The organism is Burkholderia sp. RS01 (assembly GCF_039748055.1).
In the GTDB taxonomy this organism is placed as follows: domain Bacteria; phylum Actinomycetota; class Actinomycetes; order Actinomycetales; family Micrococcaceae; genus Arthrobacter.
In genome coordinates, this window is sequence record NZ_JBDLAK010000002.1 from 166150 (window position 1) to 181834 (window position 15685).

Below are 15685 nucleotides of genomic sequence, written 5' to 3' on the forward strand. Positions count from 1 at the left end.
GCAGGGCCCAGCGCGGTCCGCAGACCACAACTGCACAAGGAGAATAAGCAGCATGGCAAAGCGCAGCAAAGCATATGAGGCAGCCGCCGCCAAGATCGACGCGGAGAAGTTCTACGCGCCGTTCGAGGCAGTGACGCTGGCCAAGGACACCAACCCGTCCAAGTTCGACGCCACCGTTGAGGTCGCTTTCCGCCTGGGTGTAGACCCGCGTAAGGCTGACCAGATGGTCCGCGGCACCGTTAACCTGCCGCACGGCACCGGTAAGGTTGCCCGCGTCCTCGTCTTCGCAACGGGCGACAAGGCTGAGGCAGCAATCGCTGCCGGCGCCGACTTCGTTGGTTCCGACGACCTGATCGAAAAGATCGCAGCCGGCTGGACCGACTTCGACTCCGCCGTTGCCACCCCTGACCTCATGGGCAAGGTTGGCCGCCTTGGTAAGGTCCTGGGTCCGCGTAACCTGATGCCGAACCCGAAGACCGGCACCGTGACCGCTGACGTCGCCAAGGCTGTCAACGACATCAAGGGTGGCAAGATCGACTTCCGCGTCGACAAGCACTCCAACCTGCACTTCATCATCGGCAAGGTCTCGTTCGACGCCGTCAAGCTGGCCGAGAACTACGCAGCCGCTCTCGAAGAGGTGCTTCGCCTGAAGCCGTCCGCTTCCAAGGGCCGCTACATCCAGAAGGCGACTGTTGCCACCACGTTTGGTCCCGGCATCTCCGTCGACCCCAACGTCACCAAGGTGCTGACCGAGGTCTAATCCTCGCGAAACACCCGCCGGTAATCCGGCAGGCATCAAAGGACCGCCCGGCACTGCGCCGGGCGGTCCTTTGCTTTGCGTCCGGACGCCGCGGGGGCGGCGCTGTCGGGCGCTGCCGGGCTTTGCCGGACGCCGCAGGCTCTGGAGGCTGGAAGACCGTGCGGCTAGGCTGATCCCGTGACGACGCCCCCATACCGCATAGAGCCGCTTGTTTTGCCTTCCTCGCTCGCTTCTCCGGACGCCGCGGACTTCGTCGAATTCAGTGACCTGACTGATGCCGTCGTGCTGCAGACCTGGGGAAACCTTGACCGCGCCATGCCGCGGGAGGCCCGGCTTGAAGCGTGGCGCGACGACGAATACGAGCACGTCCGGCCCTACTTCGTGCGGCTGGACGGGCGCATGGTGGCGAAGTCGTGGGTCAGTCTGCCGCAGCAGGAAAATCTCCAGGACGCCATGGTGCACGTGGACGTGCTGGACGATTTCACTGGCCGGGGCATCGGCCGGGCGCTCCTGCGGCACGCCGAGTCCTTCGCTGCCAGCCACGGCCGCAGTACCCTTCAAAGCTTCACCGAACACGTTGCAGGGTTTGATCCGGACGGCGCCGGCATCCTGAAACCCGGAACCGGGACGGGCGGCATTCCAGCCGATTCGCGTGCGGTGAGATTTGCCACGGCGGCTGGCTACGCACTGGAACAGGTGACGCGCTTCAGCGCACTGGACATGCCGCCGTCGGAAGCGGCCCTGGACGCGCTTGAGCGCGACGCGCGCTCGATAGCCGGTGACCGGTACGAGCTCCTCGCCTGGACGGACAGCTGCCCGGACGAATACGTGGACCAGCTCGCCGTGCTCATGTCGCGCATGAGTACGGACAGCCCCTCCGGGGCGCTCCATTACGACCCCGAGGTGTGGGACGCCAAACGCGTCCGGCACGTCGAGGACGAATGGAAGCAGACCGGCCAGGAGTCGCTCGTGGCGGTGGCGAGGCACAGGGCCAGCGGCGAGCTCGCCGCGTATTCGGTGCTGCAGTACTCCGAGTCGAAGCCCTGGCTGGGGCAGCAGGACGACACCCTGGTTGCCAAGCCGCACCGGGGCCACCGCCTGGGAATGCTGGTCAAGGTGCTGAACCTTCGCCGCATGATGGAGGCGCATCCCTCCGTGGAACGGATCCTCACGTTCAACGCCGCGGAGAATGAGCGCATGCTCGCCATCAATGTTGCCCTGGGGTTCCGCCCGGCGGGGTACGACGGCGAGTGGCAGCGCCGGCACTAACCGGCATATGCTGGCGACGACACACCGCGTGGACTTGAGCCCGCGGCCTGGAAGGGCGAGCGGCGGAAACGGCTGGGATGATGGCAAGTGAAGTGCGGATCGAGCAGCTGTGGATCCCGGATTCCATTGACGCGCCCGATGCTGCGGACTTCCTGGCCGCCGTCGAGGTAGGCCGCAAGGTCCGGATGCAGACGTGGGGCAGCGACGACCTTGCCTACGCACCACTGGAAAAGCTCCTCGAACTCGACGATCCCTACGAGCGTCAGATCATCCTCGTGGCCAAAATCGAGGGCACCATAGTGGGCACGGTGGACATCGCACTGCCCCTGGCCGACAATCAGGACCTCGCGGAGTTCACCCTGGACATCCTGCCGGAGTATCAGCGCCAGGGCGTGGGCAGGCAGCTGCTGGAGGCGGCCGAACAGTTTGCCCGCGACGAGGGCCGCTCGATGATCCTGGTGGACACCAACCACCCCGGGGCTTCCCTTCACGAATTCGAACCCGAGCAGCTGGTGCCGGGTTCGGGGCAGGGTTTCGTGCCGCTGGGCAGCCGCGAGGTGGAATTCGCCCGGCGCACCGGCTACACGCTCCAGCACATCGAGCAGTTCAGCTCATGTGCCCTCCCACTGGACAGCAAGCTCGTGGCGGAGCTTGAGGCCGAGGCCGAGGAAGCGAACAACGGCCGCTACCGCCTGCACCACTGGACGGACCGTTGCCCCGAGCAGTGGCTGGAGGCCGTTGCGGTCCTCGAAAACCAGGCCGGCGGGGACGTCGAACCCGGCGCCGTGGGCGAACAGGACAATATGGTGTTCGACGCGCGGATACTGCGCGAAGCAGAGGAAGTCACCATCGCGCAGGGACGGCGAACGGTTGTCACCGCCGTCGAACACATTGCCACCGGTACCCTGGTGGGGCTGACCACCATCAGCGTCCTGGCGCAACGCCAGGACGTGGTGTTCCAAGACGACACTGTGGTGCTGCAGGCGCACCGGGGCAACAAGCTCGGCCTGCTCATCAAGGTGGCCAACATGGAGCGGCTGACGGAGCAGTTCCCGGACGCGCGCGTGATCTACACCTGGAACGCCCCGGAAAACCGGTACCTGCTGACGGTCAACCGCCAGTTGGGGTTCACGACGGCGGGCGTCACCGGAATCTGGCAGAAGGAGCTTCCGGACCTGGGGCCCAGCACCAGCTGAGCCGTGCGAGCCGAGCCGCGCCGGTTGCGGCTGGTCACCGGTTGCTTCTTGTCACCGGGCCGATTTGGCGGACCGGCGCCGGTTCACGTAAGCTGGACCTACCAAAGACCGTCGGTTGTTGGAAATCCACTCTCCTGAGCATTGCTCAATTCTGCAGTTGTGTGCGGGAGAACCAGTGGGTTTCCGGACGAAGGACCCTGAACATAGGGCGGCCGGCGCAGGTGAACGAAGCAAAGCTCCACGGTAAAAACTGTGTTGAGCCAAGCCCCGTGCATCTGCGCGGGGCGTTTTTAGTTTTAGCTCACCTGAGCGGGGACCCGGTATACCGGCACTATCCCCGGAAGGAGGGTTATGGCAACGCCTGCAAAGGTTTCAGCAGTAGCTGAGATCACTAACGATTTCAAGGAATCGAACGCCGCTGTCCTGACCGAATACCGTGGGCTCACTGTTGCACAGCTCAAGCAGCTGCGTGTTTCTCTCGGCCAGGACACCAAGTACTCGGTCGTCAAGAACACCCTGACCGCCATTGCAGCCAAGGAAGCTGGGGTCGAAGCATTCGACGGCCAGCTCGCCGGCCCCACTGCAATCGCATTCATCAAGGGTGACGCAGTTGCAGCGGCCAAGAGCCTGACGGATTTTGCCAAGGCCAACAAGCAGCTGGTTATCAAGACCGGTTACTTCGAGGGCAAGGCACTTAACGCCAGCGAAGTTGCTGCCCTGGCAGCACTCGAGTCCCGCGAGCTGCAGCTCGCCAAGGTTGCAGGGATCCTCAAGGCTCCTGCTGCCGCTGCTGTACGCATCATTGACGCCCTGCGCCTCAAGCTTGAAGAAGAGAACGGTGCACCGGCAGCAGCCGAAGCGCCCGCCGCTGAAGAAGCCCCGGCCGCAGCAGCAGAGACCGAAGCTCCGGCCGAAGCCGCAGCCACCGAAGAGAACTAATTCTCTTTCAAATCAGACTCCGGTGTGAAGGCAACGGCCCAGGCCGCCAAGCACCACCTATAGGAAGGACGCCACACCATGGCGAAGCTCACCAACGAAGAGCTCATTGAAGCTTTCAAGGAACTGACCATCATCGAGCTCTCCGAGTTCGTCAAGCTCTTCGAAGAGACCTTCGAAGTTACCGCTGCTGCTGTTGCCGTTGCTGGCCCGGCTGCCGGTGCTGCTGAAGAAGCCGAAGAGAAGACCGAATTCGACGTCGTTCTCGAAGCTGCTGGCGACAAGAAGATCGCAGTGATCAAGGAAGTTCGCGCCATCACTTCCCTGGGCCTGAAGGAAGCCAAGGACGTTGTCGACAGCGCTCCGAAGGCCGTCCTCGAAGGCGTCACCAAGGAAGCTGCCGAGAAGGCAAAGGAGCAGCTCGAGGCTGCCGGCGCCACCGTTACCCTCAAGTAACACAGGCTCCTCCTGGAATCCCCGTCCACTCCGGTGGGCGGGGATTCCTGCATTTAAGAGCAACGCGGGGTCACTTACGGCCCAATCCGGTGGGTTCATTGGGCCGCAAGTGACCCCGCGTTGCTGTTCGGGGACTTAGTTGGGGTCGCTGATGTCCGCGATGGCTGCGCCGAGCGCCGCGGTCAGGGCGTCCGCGTCCACGAACGCGCTGTAGCCGTGCTGGCCCGCGCCCATGGAAATGCGCTTGCCCGAGATGTTCCTGTCCGCATAGACAGGCCAGGCCGTGGTGCTGCCCAGCGGCGTGATGGTCCCGCGCTCATAGCCCGTGGCTTCGAAGGCGACGTCGGCCGCCGGCATGGACAGCTTGTTGACCCCCACCAGGCTGCGCAGCTTGGGCCAGGAAATCTGGCGGTCACCGGGAATGAGGGCGAACAGGAAAGTCCCGTCCTTATGCTTCACCACGAGGGACTTCACGATGTCCGCCGGGGCGATCCCGAGGATCCGCGCCGCTTCCTCCAGGCTGTGGGCGGCAAGCCGCTCCACGATCTCGACCTCCAGGCCGCGGGCGGCGGCGTCGGCAAGGAATCGCTCCCTGCCGGCGCCGTCCGCCCCGGTGCCGGCAGTGCCGGACGTGCCGGAGCTGCCGGAGCTGCCCGCTGAGCCGGCAGCTGCCGAGCCGGTCATCAGTCCCGGAACAGCAGGAGGGCTTCGCCTTGCCCGCCGCCCCCGCAGAGCGAAACCGCGGCCTTGCCCTGGCCGCGCCGTTTCAGCTCATGTGCAGCGTGCAGCGCCAGCCTCGCGCCGGAGGCGCCGATGGGGTGGCCCAGGGCGATCGCGCCGCCGTGGATGTTGCATTGCTCCAGCGGGTAGTCCAGGTCCTTGAGGGACTGCACGGCCACGGACCCGAACGCCTCGTTGATTTCGATGAAGTCCAGATCGGTTGTTGTCCAGCCGGCGCGGTCCAAGGCGTTTCGGATGGCGTTGGAGGGCTGGGAGTGCAGGGAATTGTCCGGACCGGCCACCTGTCCCGGCTTGCCGACGACCGCGAGGTACTCCAGTCCGTTCTCCTCGGCGAATTTGCGGGAGGTCAGCACCAGGGCGGAGGCGCCGTCGGACAGGGGAGAGGAGTTGCCGGCCGTGATGGTGCCGTCGGTGACGAACGCGGCGCGGAGGCCCGCCAGGGTTTCAACGGACGTGTTGGGCCGGACGCCTTCATCGGCGGCCACAACCACCGGATCGCCCTTGCGCTGCTTGACGCTGATGGGTGCGATCTCGTCGTCGAAAATCCCGTTCTTGGCCGCGATGGCCGCGCGCTGGTGCGACTGCGCGGCGACGTTGTCCTGCGATGCCCGGTCGATGCCCAGGGTGAGGTTCTTGGTTTCGGTGGACAGGCCCATGGACTGGCCGTCGAACGCATCAGTCAGGCCGTCGTGGGCGGCAACGTCGAGGGCCTGGATGGCGCCGTAGGTCCAGCCCTGGCGCGAGCCCGGCAGGACGTGCGGGGCCCGGGTCATGGATTCCTGGCCGCCGGCGACGACGACGGTTGCGTCACCGCTGCGGATCATCCTCGCGGCGTCGATCACGGCGGTGAGGCCCGAAAGGCAGACCTTGTTGATGGTCACCGTGGGCACGTTCCAGCCGATCCCGGCGCCGATCGCGCTCTGCCGTGCAGGGTTCTGGCCAGCACCGGCCTGGAGCACCTGGCCCATGATCACGGCGTCAACCTTCTCCGCCTCAACCCCGCTCGCGGCAAGGGCCGCCTTGATGGCGTGGGCCCCGAGTTCGACGGCGGTGAAGCTCGCCAATTGCCCGTTCAGCCGGCCCTGCGGTGTGCGCGCGCCGGACAGGATGACAACATCGTTGTTGTCCGCGGAATTGCTCATGTTTGTCTCTTCCGATCTGTGTGGATGTACGCCTAGGTTATCGTGAGCCCGGTCACCTATCCATTCAAACGCTGCAGCGGCAGGCTGAATTCCGGCACGGTGGGGGATAGATGCCCTCGGCAACGGTGCTTGCAATCTGCTGGGAAGTGGGGTAGACACACGCGATGTTTTGCCGTATCGTAGATATTTGCGTCTTCCCTGTTTACCTTCAGCCTTCATATAGCGGTGGGCTTCGCCTGGCAGCTGCTCCATCAATGTGCCGTATACAACGTCACCAGCATGGGCAGACCAGGTCCCGGGTCATATAGCGGAACCGGATGGTAGCACTGCGGAGTCACTCCGCAGGGTGCATAGCGGGGGAGATCTGAAAACGCCTGAAGGTCTGTGGAAGGATCCCTCTTGGTCGCCTCGAGCACCTCTAATAACGAAACCGCTAACACGGCAAGCACCGATGGTGCCACTCGCCGACTCTCATTCGCAAAGATTCACGAACCTCTTGACGTTCCGAATCTGCTTGCCCTGCAGACGGACAGCTTCGACTGGCTGGTCGGAAATGAACGCTGGCAGGCACGCGTAGCGAAGGCCGTCGAAGAAGGCGACCTCAGCGTCGCCACCACCTCCGGTCTTTCCGACATCTTCGAAGAGATCTCCCCGATTGAGGATTTCCAGGGCACCATGTCCCTGAGCTTCTCCGATCCGGAGTTCGCTGACCCGAAGTACACCATGGCTGAATGCAAGGACCGGGACGCAACGTACTCGGCACCGCTGTACGTCAAGGCTGAATTCATGAACAACAACACGGGCGAAATCAAGCAGCAGACCGTGTTCATGGGTGACTTCCCGCTGATGACCGAGAAGGGCACCTTCGTCGTCAACGGCACCGAGCGTGTCGTCGTCTCCCAGCTGGTCCGTTCACCGGGCGCCTACTTCGAGCGCACCGCTGACAAGACCAGCGACAAGGACATCTTCACGGCAAAGATCATCCCGTCCCGCGGTGCATGGTTCGAGCTCGAGATCGACAAGCGCGATCAGGTCGGCGTCCGCCTCGACCGTAAGCGCAAGCAGTCGGTCACCGTGCTGCTGAAGGCCCTCGGCTGGACCGAAGGCCAGATCCTCGAGGAGTTCGGCCAGTACGACTCCATGCGCGCAACGCTGGAGAAGGACGCTACCGAAACCCGCGAAGACGCCTTGCTGGACATCTACCGGAAGCTGCGACCGGGCGAGCCGCCCACCGTCGAGGCTGCCCAGTCGTTGCTGGACAACCTGTACTTCAACTCCAAGCGCTACGATCTGGCCAAGGTCGGCCGTTACAAGATCAACCGCAAGCTTGGCATCGACCGCTCCCTTGGTGACAAGGAAGCTTCGGTCCTGCACGTTGAAGACATCGTCGCCATGATCAAGTTCCTGGTTGCGCTGCACGCCGGCGAGAAGACCCTCACGGGCAAGCGCGACGGCCAGGACCACGAACTGCGCGTCGAGATCGATGACATCGACCACTTCGGCAACCGCCGCATCCGCGCCGTCGGCGAGCTCATCGAGAATCAGGTCCGCACCGGCCTGTCCCGCATGGAGCGCGTCGTCCGCGAGCGTATGACCACGCAGGACGTCGAGGCCATTACGCCGCAGACGCTGATCAACATCCGCCCTGTGGTGGCAGCCATCAAGGAGTTCTTCGGAACCTCCCAGCTGTCCCAGTTCATGGACCAGAACAACCCGCTCTCGGGTCTGACCCACAAGCGCCGCCTCTCCGCGCTTGGCCCGGGTGGTCTGTCCCGTGACCGCGCAGGCATGGAAGTCCGAGACGTTCACCCGTCCCACTACGGACGTATGTGCCCCATCGAAACCCCTGAAGGCCCGAACATCGGTCTGATCGGTTCGCTGGCTTCCTACGGACGCATCAACCCGTTCGGCTTCATCGAGACCCCGTACCGTCTCGTTGCCGAGGGCGTCGTGTCCGATGAGGTCCAGTACCTGACGGCCGACGACGAAGCAGAGGTCCTGATCGCACAGGCCAACGCTCCGCTCGACGCCAACAAGAAGTTCGCTGAAGAGACCGTCCTGGTTCGTGCCCGCGGTGGTGGAGGCGAGCCCGTTCTCGTTCCCGCAGCCGACGTGCAGTTCATGGACGTTTCCCCGCGCCAGATGGTGTCCGTGGCAACTGCCCTGATCCCGTTCCTCGAGCATGACGATGCAAACCGCGCACTCATGGGTGCCAACATGCAGCGCCAGGCCGTGCCGCTGGTCCGTTCCGAGGCGCCGTTCGTCGGTACCGGCATGGAGCGCGCCGCTGCTGTCGACGCCGGTGACGTTGTCATCGCGAAGAAGGCAGGTGTGGTTACCGAGGTCTCCGCTGAGCTCGTCATCATGCTTAACGACGACGGCACGGAAACCAACTACCGCATCAACAAGTTCGCCCGTTCCAACCAGGGCAACTGCTACAACCACCGTGTTCTGGTGAGCGAAGGCCAGCGCCTGGAAGTCGGCGGCATCATTGCTGACGGCCCGGCAACGGACCAGGGCGAGCTCGCCCTCGGTAAGAACCTGCTCGTGGCATTCATGTCATGGGAAGGCCACAACTTCGAGGATGCCATCATCCTGTCCCAGCGCATCGTGGCTGAGGACGTTCTTTCCTCCATCCACATCGAGGAGCACGAGATCGATGCCCGCGACACCAAGCTTGGTGCCGAGGAAATCACCCGTGACATTCCCAACGTGTCCGAGGAAGTCCTGGCTGGCCTGGACGAGCGCGGCATCATCCACATCGGTGCTGAAGTTGAAGCCGGCGACATCCTGGTCGGAAAGGTCACCCCGAAGGGTGAAACCGAGCTGACCCCGGAAGAGCGCCTGCTCCGCGCCATCTTCGGCGAGAAGTCCCGCGAAGTGCGCGACACCTCCCTGAAGGTTCCGCACGGCGAGTCCGGCACGGTCATCGGCGTGCGCGTCTTCGATCGCGACAACGACGACGAACTGCCCCCGGGCGTCAACCAGCTGGTCCGCGTCTACGTGGCTGCCAAGCGCAAGATCACCGACGGCGACAAGCTCGCCGGCCGTCACGGCAACAAGGGTGTTATCTCCAAGATTCTGCCGATCGAGGACATGCCCTTCCTTGCCGACGGTACCCCCGTTGATATCGTCCTGAACCCGCTGGGTGTTCCGGGCCGTATGAACGTCGGCCAGGTGCTGGAAACGCACCTCGGCTGGGTTGCCAAGACCGGCTGGAAGATCGAAGGCGAGCCTGAGTGGGCCAAGCAGCTGCCGAACCTGCCGCGCGAAAGTGGCCAGACCACTGTTGCAACGCCGGTCTTCGACGGTGCCCGTGAAGAGGAAATCACCGGTCTGCTGGACTCCACCAACGTGACCCGCGACGGTGACCGCCTGATCAACTCCTCGGGCAAGACCCGCCTGTTCGACGGCCGCTCCGGCGAGCCGTTCCCGGATCCGATCTCGGTCGGCTACATGTACATCCTGAAGCTCCACCACCTGGTGGACGACAAGATCCACGCGCGCTCCACCGGTCCGTACTCCATGATCACGCAGCAGCCGCTGGGTGGTAAGGCACAGTTCGGTGGCCAGCGCTTCGGTGAAATGGAAGTGTGGGCGCTCGAAGCTTACGGCGCCGCCTACACGCTCCAGGAGCTCCTCACGATCAAGTCGGATGATATCCACGGTCGTGTGAAGGTCTACGAAGCCATCGTCAAGGGCGAGAACATCCCGGAGCCGGGCGTTCCTGAGTCCTTCAAGGTCTTGATCAAGGAAATGCAGTCGCTGTGCCTGAACGTGGAAGTGCTTTCCACGGACGGAACCACAATTGAAATGCGTGACTCTGATGACGCAGTCTTCACGGCTGCGGAAGAACTGGGCATCGATCTGTCTCGTGCAGAGCCCAGTTCCGTAGAAGAGGTTTAGCAGGTGACGTCCGACGGCGGGTCACCACCCGCCGTCGGACCTCACCTCCCTCTTCCCGTAACCCAAGACTTCAGAATTTAGAGAACAAGAGAGAACAGGGACCATATGTCCAGCGAATCCTCCTTCGGCCTCATGCAGATCGGCCTCGCCACCGCGGAAGACATCCGCGGTTGGTCGTACGGCGAGGTTAAGAAGCCGGAAACCATCAACTACCGCACGCTCAAGCCCGAGAAGGACGGCCTCTTCTGCGAGAAGATCTTCGGCCCGTCCCGGGACTGGGAATGCTACTGCGGCAAGTACAAGCGCGTGCGCTTCAAGGGCATCATCTGCGAGCGGTGTGGCGTTGAGGTCACCCGTGCCAAGGTGCGCCGTGAGCGGATGGGCCACATTGAACTGGCTGCGCCTGTAACCCACATCTGGTACTTCAAGGGTGTTCCCTCCCGTCTGGGCTACCTCCTTGACCTGGCACCGAAGGACCTCGAAAAGGTCATCTACTTCGCTGCCTACATGATCACGAGCGTCGACACCGACAGCCGCCACGAGGAACTGCCCAACCTGCAGGTTGAGCACGACATCGAGAAGAAGCAGCTGATCGACAACCGCGACTCCGACATCGCCACGATCGCCCGCGACCTCGAGAACGAGCTTGCCCGTCTCGAAGGCGAAGGCGCCAAGGCTGCCGACAAGAAGAAGGCCCGCGACTCCGCCGACCGCCAGATGGCCAACGTGCGCAAGCGTGCCGACGCCGAGATCGAGCGCCTCGAGCAGGTCTGGGACCGCTTCAAGAACCTCAAGGTCGCAGACCTCGAAGGCGACGAAGGCCTCTACCGCGAACTGCGCGACCGCTACGGCATGTACTTCGAAGGCTCCATGGGTGCCGAAGCGATCAAGAAGCGCCTTGAAAACTTCGACATGCAGGCCGAGTCGGACTCACTGCGCGACATCATCGCCAACGGCAAGGGCCAGCGCAAGACCCGCGCCCTGAAGCGCCTGAAGGTGGTCAACGCGTTCCTGACCACCAACAACAGCCCGCTCGGCATGGTGCTGGACGCCGTCCCGGTGATCCCGCCGGAACTGCGCCCGATGGTCCAGCTGGACGGTGGCCGCTTCGCGACCTCCGACCTCAACGACCTCTACCGCCGTGTGATCAACCGCAACAACCGACTCAAGCGACTGCTTGACCTGGGTGCTCCGGAGATCATCGTCAACAACGAGAAGCGCATGCTTCAGGAAGCTGTTGACAGCCTCTTCGACAACGGCCGCCGCGGCCGTCCGGTCACCGGACCGGGCAACCGTCCGCTGAAGTCCCTGAGCGACATGCTCAAGGGCAAGCAGGGCCGTTTCCGCCAGAACCTCCTCGGCAAGCGCGTCGACTACTCCGGCCGTTCGGTCATCGTCGTCGGCCCGCAGCTGAAGCTGCACCAGTGCGGCCTGCCCAAGCAGATGGCTCTGGAGCTCTTCAAGCCGTTCGTGATGAAGCGCCTGGTTGACCTCAACCACGCGCAGAACATCAAGTCGGCCAAGCGCATGGTCGAGCGTTACCGTCCGCAGGTCTGGGACGTTCTCGAAGAGATCATCACCGAGCACCCTGTGCTGCTGAACCGTGCACCTACGCTGCACCGCCTCGGCATCCAGGCGTTCGAACCCCAGCTTGTTGAAGGCAAGGCAATCCAGCTTCACCCGCTGGTCTGTGGCGCCTTCAACGCTGACTTCGACGGCGACCAGATGGCAGTCCACCTGCCGCTGAGCCCCGAAGCCCAGGCTGAGGCACGCATCCTGATGCTCTCCTCGAACAACATCCTGAAGCCGTCTGACGGCCGTCCGGTGACCCTGCCGTCGCAGGATATGATCATCGGCCTCTACCACCTGACCACCAAGCGTGTCGGTTCAGCTGGCGAAGGCCGGATCTTCGGCTCGGTTTCGGAAGCCATCATGGCCTACGACCTGCACGAGCTGCACCTGAACTCCAAGGTCAAGATCCGTCTTGACGGCTTTGTCCCTTACCCGGGCTGGGAAGCTCCTGAAGGCTGGGAGCCGGGTCAGACCGCGCTGGTCGAGACCTCCCTTGGCCAGGTCCTCTTCAACGAGACCCTGCCCGAGGACTACCCGTGGGTTGAGGACGTTGCCGACAAGGGCGAACTGTCCCGGATCGTCAATGACCTGGCAGAGCGCTACCCGAAGGTCGTCACGGCGGCAACGCTGGACAACCTGAAGGATGCCGGCTTCTACTGGGCCACGCGTTCAGGCGTCACGGTTGCCATCTCCGACATCGAGGTGCCCAAGGACAAGCCGGTAATTCTCGCCGGTTACGAAACCATGGCCGCCAAGATCCAGGGCCAGTACGACAAGGGCCTGATCGACGACGACGAGCGTCGCCAGGAACTCATCGAGATCTGGAACAAGGCAACCAACGAGATTGCCCAGGCAATGCGTGACAGCCTCTCGCCGATGAACACCATCAACCGCATGGTGTCCTCCGGTGCACGTGGTAACTGGATGCAGGTCCGTCAGATCGCGGGTATCCGTGGCCTGGTGGCCAACCCTAAGGGTGAGATCATCCCGCGTCCGATCAAGTCCTCGTACCGCGAGGGCCTGTCGGTGCTGGAATACTTCATCGCCACGCACGGTGCCCGTAAGGGTCTGGCCGACACCGCCCTGCGTACCGCCAACTCGGGTTACCTGACCCGTCGTCTGGTGGACGTGTCGCAGGACGTCATCGTCCGCGAAGAGGACTGCGGCACCGAGCGCGGCCTGGTGACGCCCATCGCCGTCGCCGACGCCAACGGCGAACTGGTTCTGGACGAGAACGTCGAGAACAGCGCCTACGCCCGGACGCTGGCCGTGGATGTCGTTGACTCCAAGGGCAACGTCCTGGCAGCCGGCGGCACCGACTGCGGCGACGTCGTGATCGCCGAGCTGTTCGCAGCCGGCATCACCGAGGTCAAGGTCCGCTCTGTGCTCACCTGTGAGTCCAGCGTCGGCACCTGCGCCCTGTGCTACGGCCGTTCACTGGCCACGGGCAAGACTGTCGACATTGGTGAGGCAGTGGGCATTATCGCCGCACAGTCCATCGGTGAGCCGGGCACCCAGCTGACCATGCGTACGTTCCACACCGGTGGTGCTGTTTCCGCCAGCGGTGGCGACGACATCACCCAGGGTCTGCCCCGTATCCAGGAGCTCTTCGAAGCACGTACTCCGAAGGGTGTGGCGCCGATTGCGGAAGCAGCCGGACGCATCACCATCGAAGAGTCCGAGCGCCAGATGCGCCTGGTCATCACTCCGGACGACGGTTCCGAAGAGATTGCGTACCCGGTCCTGCGCCGTTCACGCCTCCTGATCGAAGACGGCCAGCACGTCACGGTGGGCCAGAAGCTCATCAACGGCCCGGTCGATCCGAAGCAGGTCCTGCGCATCATGGGTCCGCGTGCGGCACAGAAGTTCCTTGTGGACGAAGTGCAGGGCGTGTACCGCAGCCAGGGCATTGGCATCCACGACAAGCACGTGGAAGTCATCGTCCGCCAGATGCTGCGCCGCGTCACGGTCATCGAGTCCGGCGATTCGGATCTGCTGCCCGGCGAGCTCGCCGAACGCAGCCGCTTCGAAGATGCCAACCGCCGCGTTGTCTCCGAGGGCAAGACGCCGGCTTCCGGCCGTCCTGAGCTCATGGGCATCACCAAGGCGTCGCTGGCCACCGAGTCCTGGCTGTCCGCAGCTTCCTTCCAGGAAACCACCCGCGTCCTGACGCAGGCGGCCATGGAAGGCAAGAGCGATCCGCTGCTCGGCCTCAAGGAAAACGTCATCATCGGTAAGCTCATCCCGGCCGGCACGGGTCTCCCGCGCTACACCGAGATCGCGGTGGAACCGACTGAAGAAGCAAAGGCCAACCTGTTCACCGGTCCGAGCGCATTCAGCGACTTCTCCTACGACACCCTGGGCGGCGACGGTGCTCCTGAGTTCCACGCCATCCCGCTGGACGACTACGACCTCGGCAACGACTTCCGCTAACGAGTCAGTCATCCTGAACTGAAGGGCCCCGTTTCCACAGCTGTGGGAGCGGGGCTCTTTAGTCCCCGGATTCCGCGCCGATTAAGGTCTGGCGGCTGTCCATGTTAGACTTGTGACCAATTGTTATTGTGGCAGTGGATGAGAGCGCCGGGACAGCCGAAAGGCCGGACCAGAGCGACGTTTCCGGTTTGCAGGGTTCTTGTGCAACGTATGCCACATTTTTGCATGCCTAGGGACCTTTGAAGACGAGAGTCAGGTCATTCCCCATGTGTGCGATCCGACTATTAAGGCTTCGCCTCAGCTGCTCTGGAGACTTCTTCAAAGCTCGGGCGGCGGGGCAAAGCAAAAGGAGAGCGGCTGTAAGAGGCCGCTCCGGATAAAACGGAGAACACGAAAGTGCCTACGATTAACCAGCTGGTCCGAAAGGGCCGCACGCCGAAGGTCAAAAAGACCAAGGCTCCCGCGCTTAACGGCAGCCCGATGCGCCGCGGTGTTTGCACCCGCGTGTACACCACCACCCCGAAGAAGCCGAACTCGGCTCTGCGTAAGGTCGCACGTGTGCGCCTTAACGGTGGCATTGAAGTCACCGCCTACATCCCCGGTGTAGGCCACAACCTCCAGGAGCACTCCATTGTGCTCGTTCGTGGTGGTCGTGTGAAGGACCTCCCCGGTGTCCGCTACAAGATCGTCCGTGGCGCCCTCGATACCCAGGGTGTCAAGAACCGTAAGCAGGCCCGCAGCCGCTACGGCGCAAAGATGGAGAAGAAGTAATATGCCTCGCAAGGGTCCGGCCCCCAAGCGGCCGCTCGTACTAGATCCCGTTTACGGCTCCCCGCTGGTCACCCAGCTGATCAACAAGGTGCTGGTTGACGGCAAGAAGTCCACCGCAGAGCGCATCGTTTACGGTGCCCTCGAAGGTGCACGCGCCAAGTCCGGCGGCGACCCCGTTGCTGCCCTCAAGAAGGCCATGGAGAACGTCAAGCCTTCCCTCGAGGTTCGCTCCCGCCGTGTCGGTGGCGCCACCTACCAGGTTCCCGTTGAGGTCAAGCCGGGCCGCTCCACTGCCCTCGCCCTGCGTTGGCTGGTCGGCTACTCCAAGGCCCGCCGCGAAAAGACGATGACTGAGCGCCTCCAGAACGAAATCCTGGATGCCTCGAATGGTCTCGGTGCCGCTGTGAAGCGTCGCGAAGACACCCACAAGATGGCCGAGTCGAACAAGGCCTTCGCACACTACCGCTGGTAAAACTTCCCGTACGCCGCCGGCTCGTTGAGCC

General features: G+C 63.4%; 10 protein-coding genes and 1 pseudogene. 9 read left to right on the forward strand and 2 right to left on the reverse strand.

The genetic code is table 11. The features are described from left to right. The first annotated feature begins 52 nt into the window (after nucleotides 1-52). From rplA to rplL, 5 genes and pseudogenes are all read left to right on the forward strand, one after another. Nucleotides 53-760 (forward strand): 50S ribosomal protein L1, encoded by a 708-nt coding sequence (gene rplA / locus ABFP37_RS02755; protein WP_078027250.1) that lies wholly within the window; start codon nucleotides 53-55, stop codon nucleotides 758-760. Between the two features lie 177 nt (nucleotides 761-937). Further along, a complete protein-coding gene (locus ABFP37_RS02760) occupies nucleotides 938-2029 on the forward strand; it encodes a GNAT family N-acetyltransferase (RefSeq protein ID WP_078027249.1) in 1092 nt (363 codons plus the stop codon). A 77-nt stretch (nucleotides 2030-2106) separates the two neighbouring features. Beyond that, on the forward strand, nucleotides 2107-3225 hold the full coding sequence (locus ABFP37_RS02765) for a GNAT family N-acetyltransferase (RefSeq protein WP_347032667.1): 1119 nt from the start codon (nucleotides 2107-2109) through the stop codon (nucleotides 3223-3225). Nucleotides 3226-3576: 351 nt separating this feature from the next. Continuing rightward, nucleotides 3577-4035: pseudogene (gene rplJ, locus ABFP37_RS02770) on the forward strand (50S ribosomal protein L10); the annotation flags it as partial. Between the two features lie 207 nt (nucleotides 4036-4242). After that, nucleotides 4243-4617: a 50S ribosomal protein L7/L12 gene (gene rplL / locus ABFP37_RS02775; RefSeq protein WP_078027247.1), complete on the forward strand. Its 375-nt coding sequence runs from the start codon at nucleotides 4243-4245 to the stop codon at nucleotides 4615-4617. 135 nt (nucleotides 4618-4752) lie between these two features. Here rplL and ABFP37_RS02780 read toward each other — a convergent pair whose 3' ends face one another. Together ABFP37_RS02780 and ABFP37_RS02785 are read right to left on the reverse strand one after the other, a co-directional pair. Further along, on the reverse strand, nucleotides 4753-5301 hold the full coding sequence (locus ABFP37_RS02780; protein WP_347032668.1) for a YbaK/EbsC family protein: 549 nt from the start codon (nucleotides 5299-5301) through the stop codon (nucleotides 4753-4755). Then, on the reverse strand, nucleotides 5301-6500 hold the full coding sequence (locus tag ABFP37_RS02785) for an acetyl-CoA C-acetyltransferase (RefSeq protein WP_078027245.1): 1200 nt from the start codon (nucleotides 6498-6500) through the stop codon (nucleotides 5301-5303). The genes ABFP37_RS02780 and ABFP37_RS02785 overlap by 1 nt, the downstream gene beginning before the upstream one ends. A 399-nt stretch (nucleotides 6501-6899) precedes the next feature. On the opposite strand from ABFP37_RS02785, the gene rpoB reads away from it, so the two are divergent. The 4 genes from rpoB (at nucleotide 6900) to rpsG (ending at nucleotide 15654) form a co-directional block, all read left to right on the forward strand. Further along, on the forward strand, nucleotides 6900-10406 hold the full coding sequence (gene rpoB, locus ABFP37_RS02790; RefSeq protein WP_078027244.1) for a DNA-directed RNA polymerase subunit beta: 3507 nt from the start codon (nucleotides 6900-6902) through the stop codon (nucleotides 10404-10406). Nucleotides 10407-10511: 105 nt separating this feature from the next. Continuing rightward, entirely contained in the window at nucleotides 10512-14411 is a 3900-nt protein-coding gene (locus ABFP37_RS02795; RefSeq protein WP_078027243.1) for a DNA-directed RNA polymerase subunit beta', read from the forward strand. Between the two features lie 396 nt (nucleotides 14412-14807). Continuing rightward, the gene (rpsL, locus tag ABFP37_RS02800) at nucleotides 14808-15182 is read left to right on the forward strand and encodes a 30S ribosomal protein S12 (RefSeq protein WP_018773658.1); all 375 of its coding nucleotides are present in this window, start codon (nucleotides 14808-14810) and stop codon (nucleotides 15180-15182) included. Between the two features lies 1 nt (nucleotide 15183). Then, a complete protein-coding gene (gene rpsG, locus ABFP37_RS02805; RefSeq protein WP_011692813.1) occupies nucleotides 15184-15654 on the forward strand; it encodes a 30S ribosomal protein S7 in 471 nt (156 codons plus the stop codon). Nucleotides 15655-15685 lie beyond the last annotated feature (31 nt).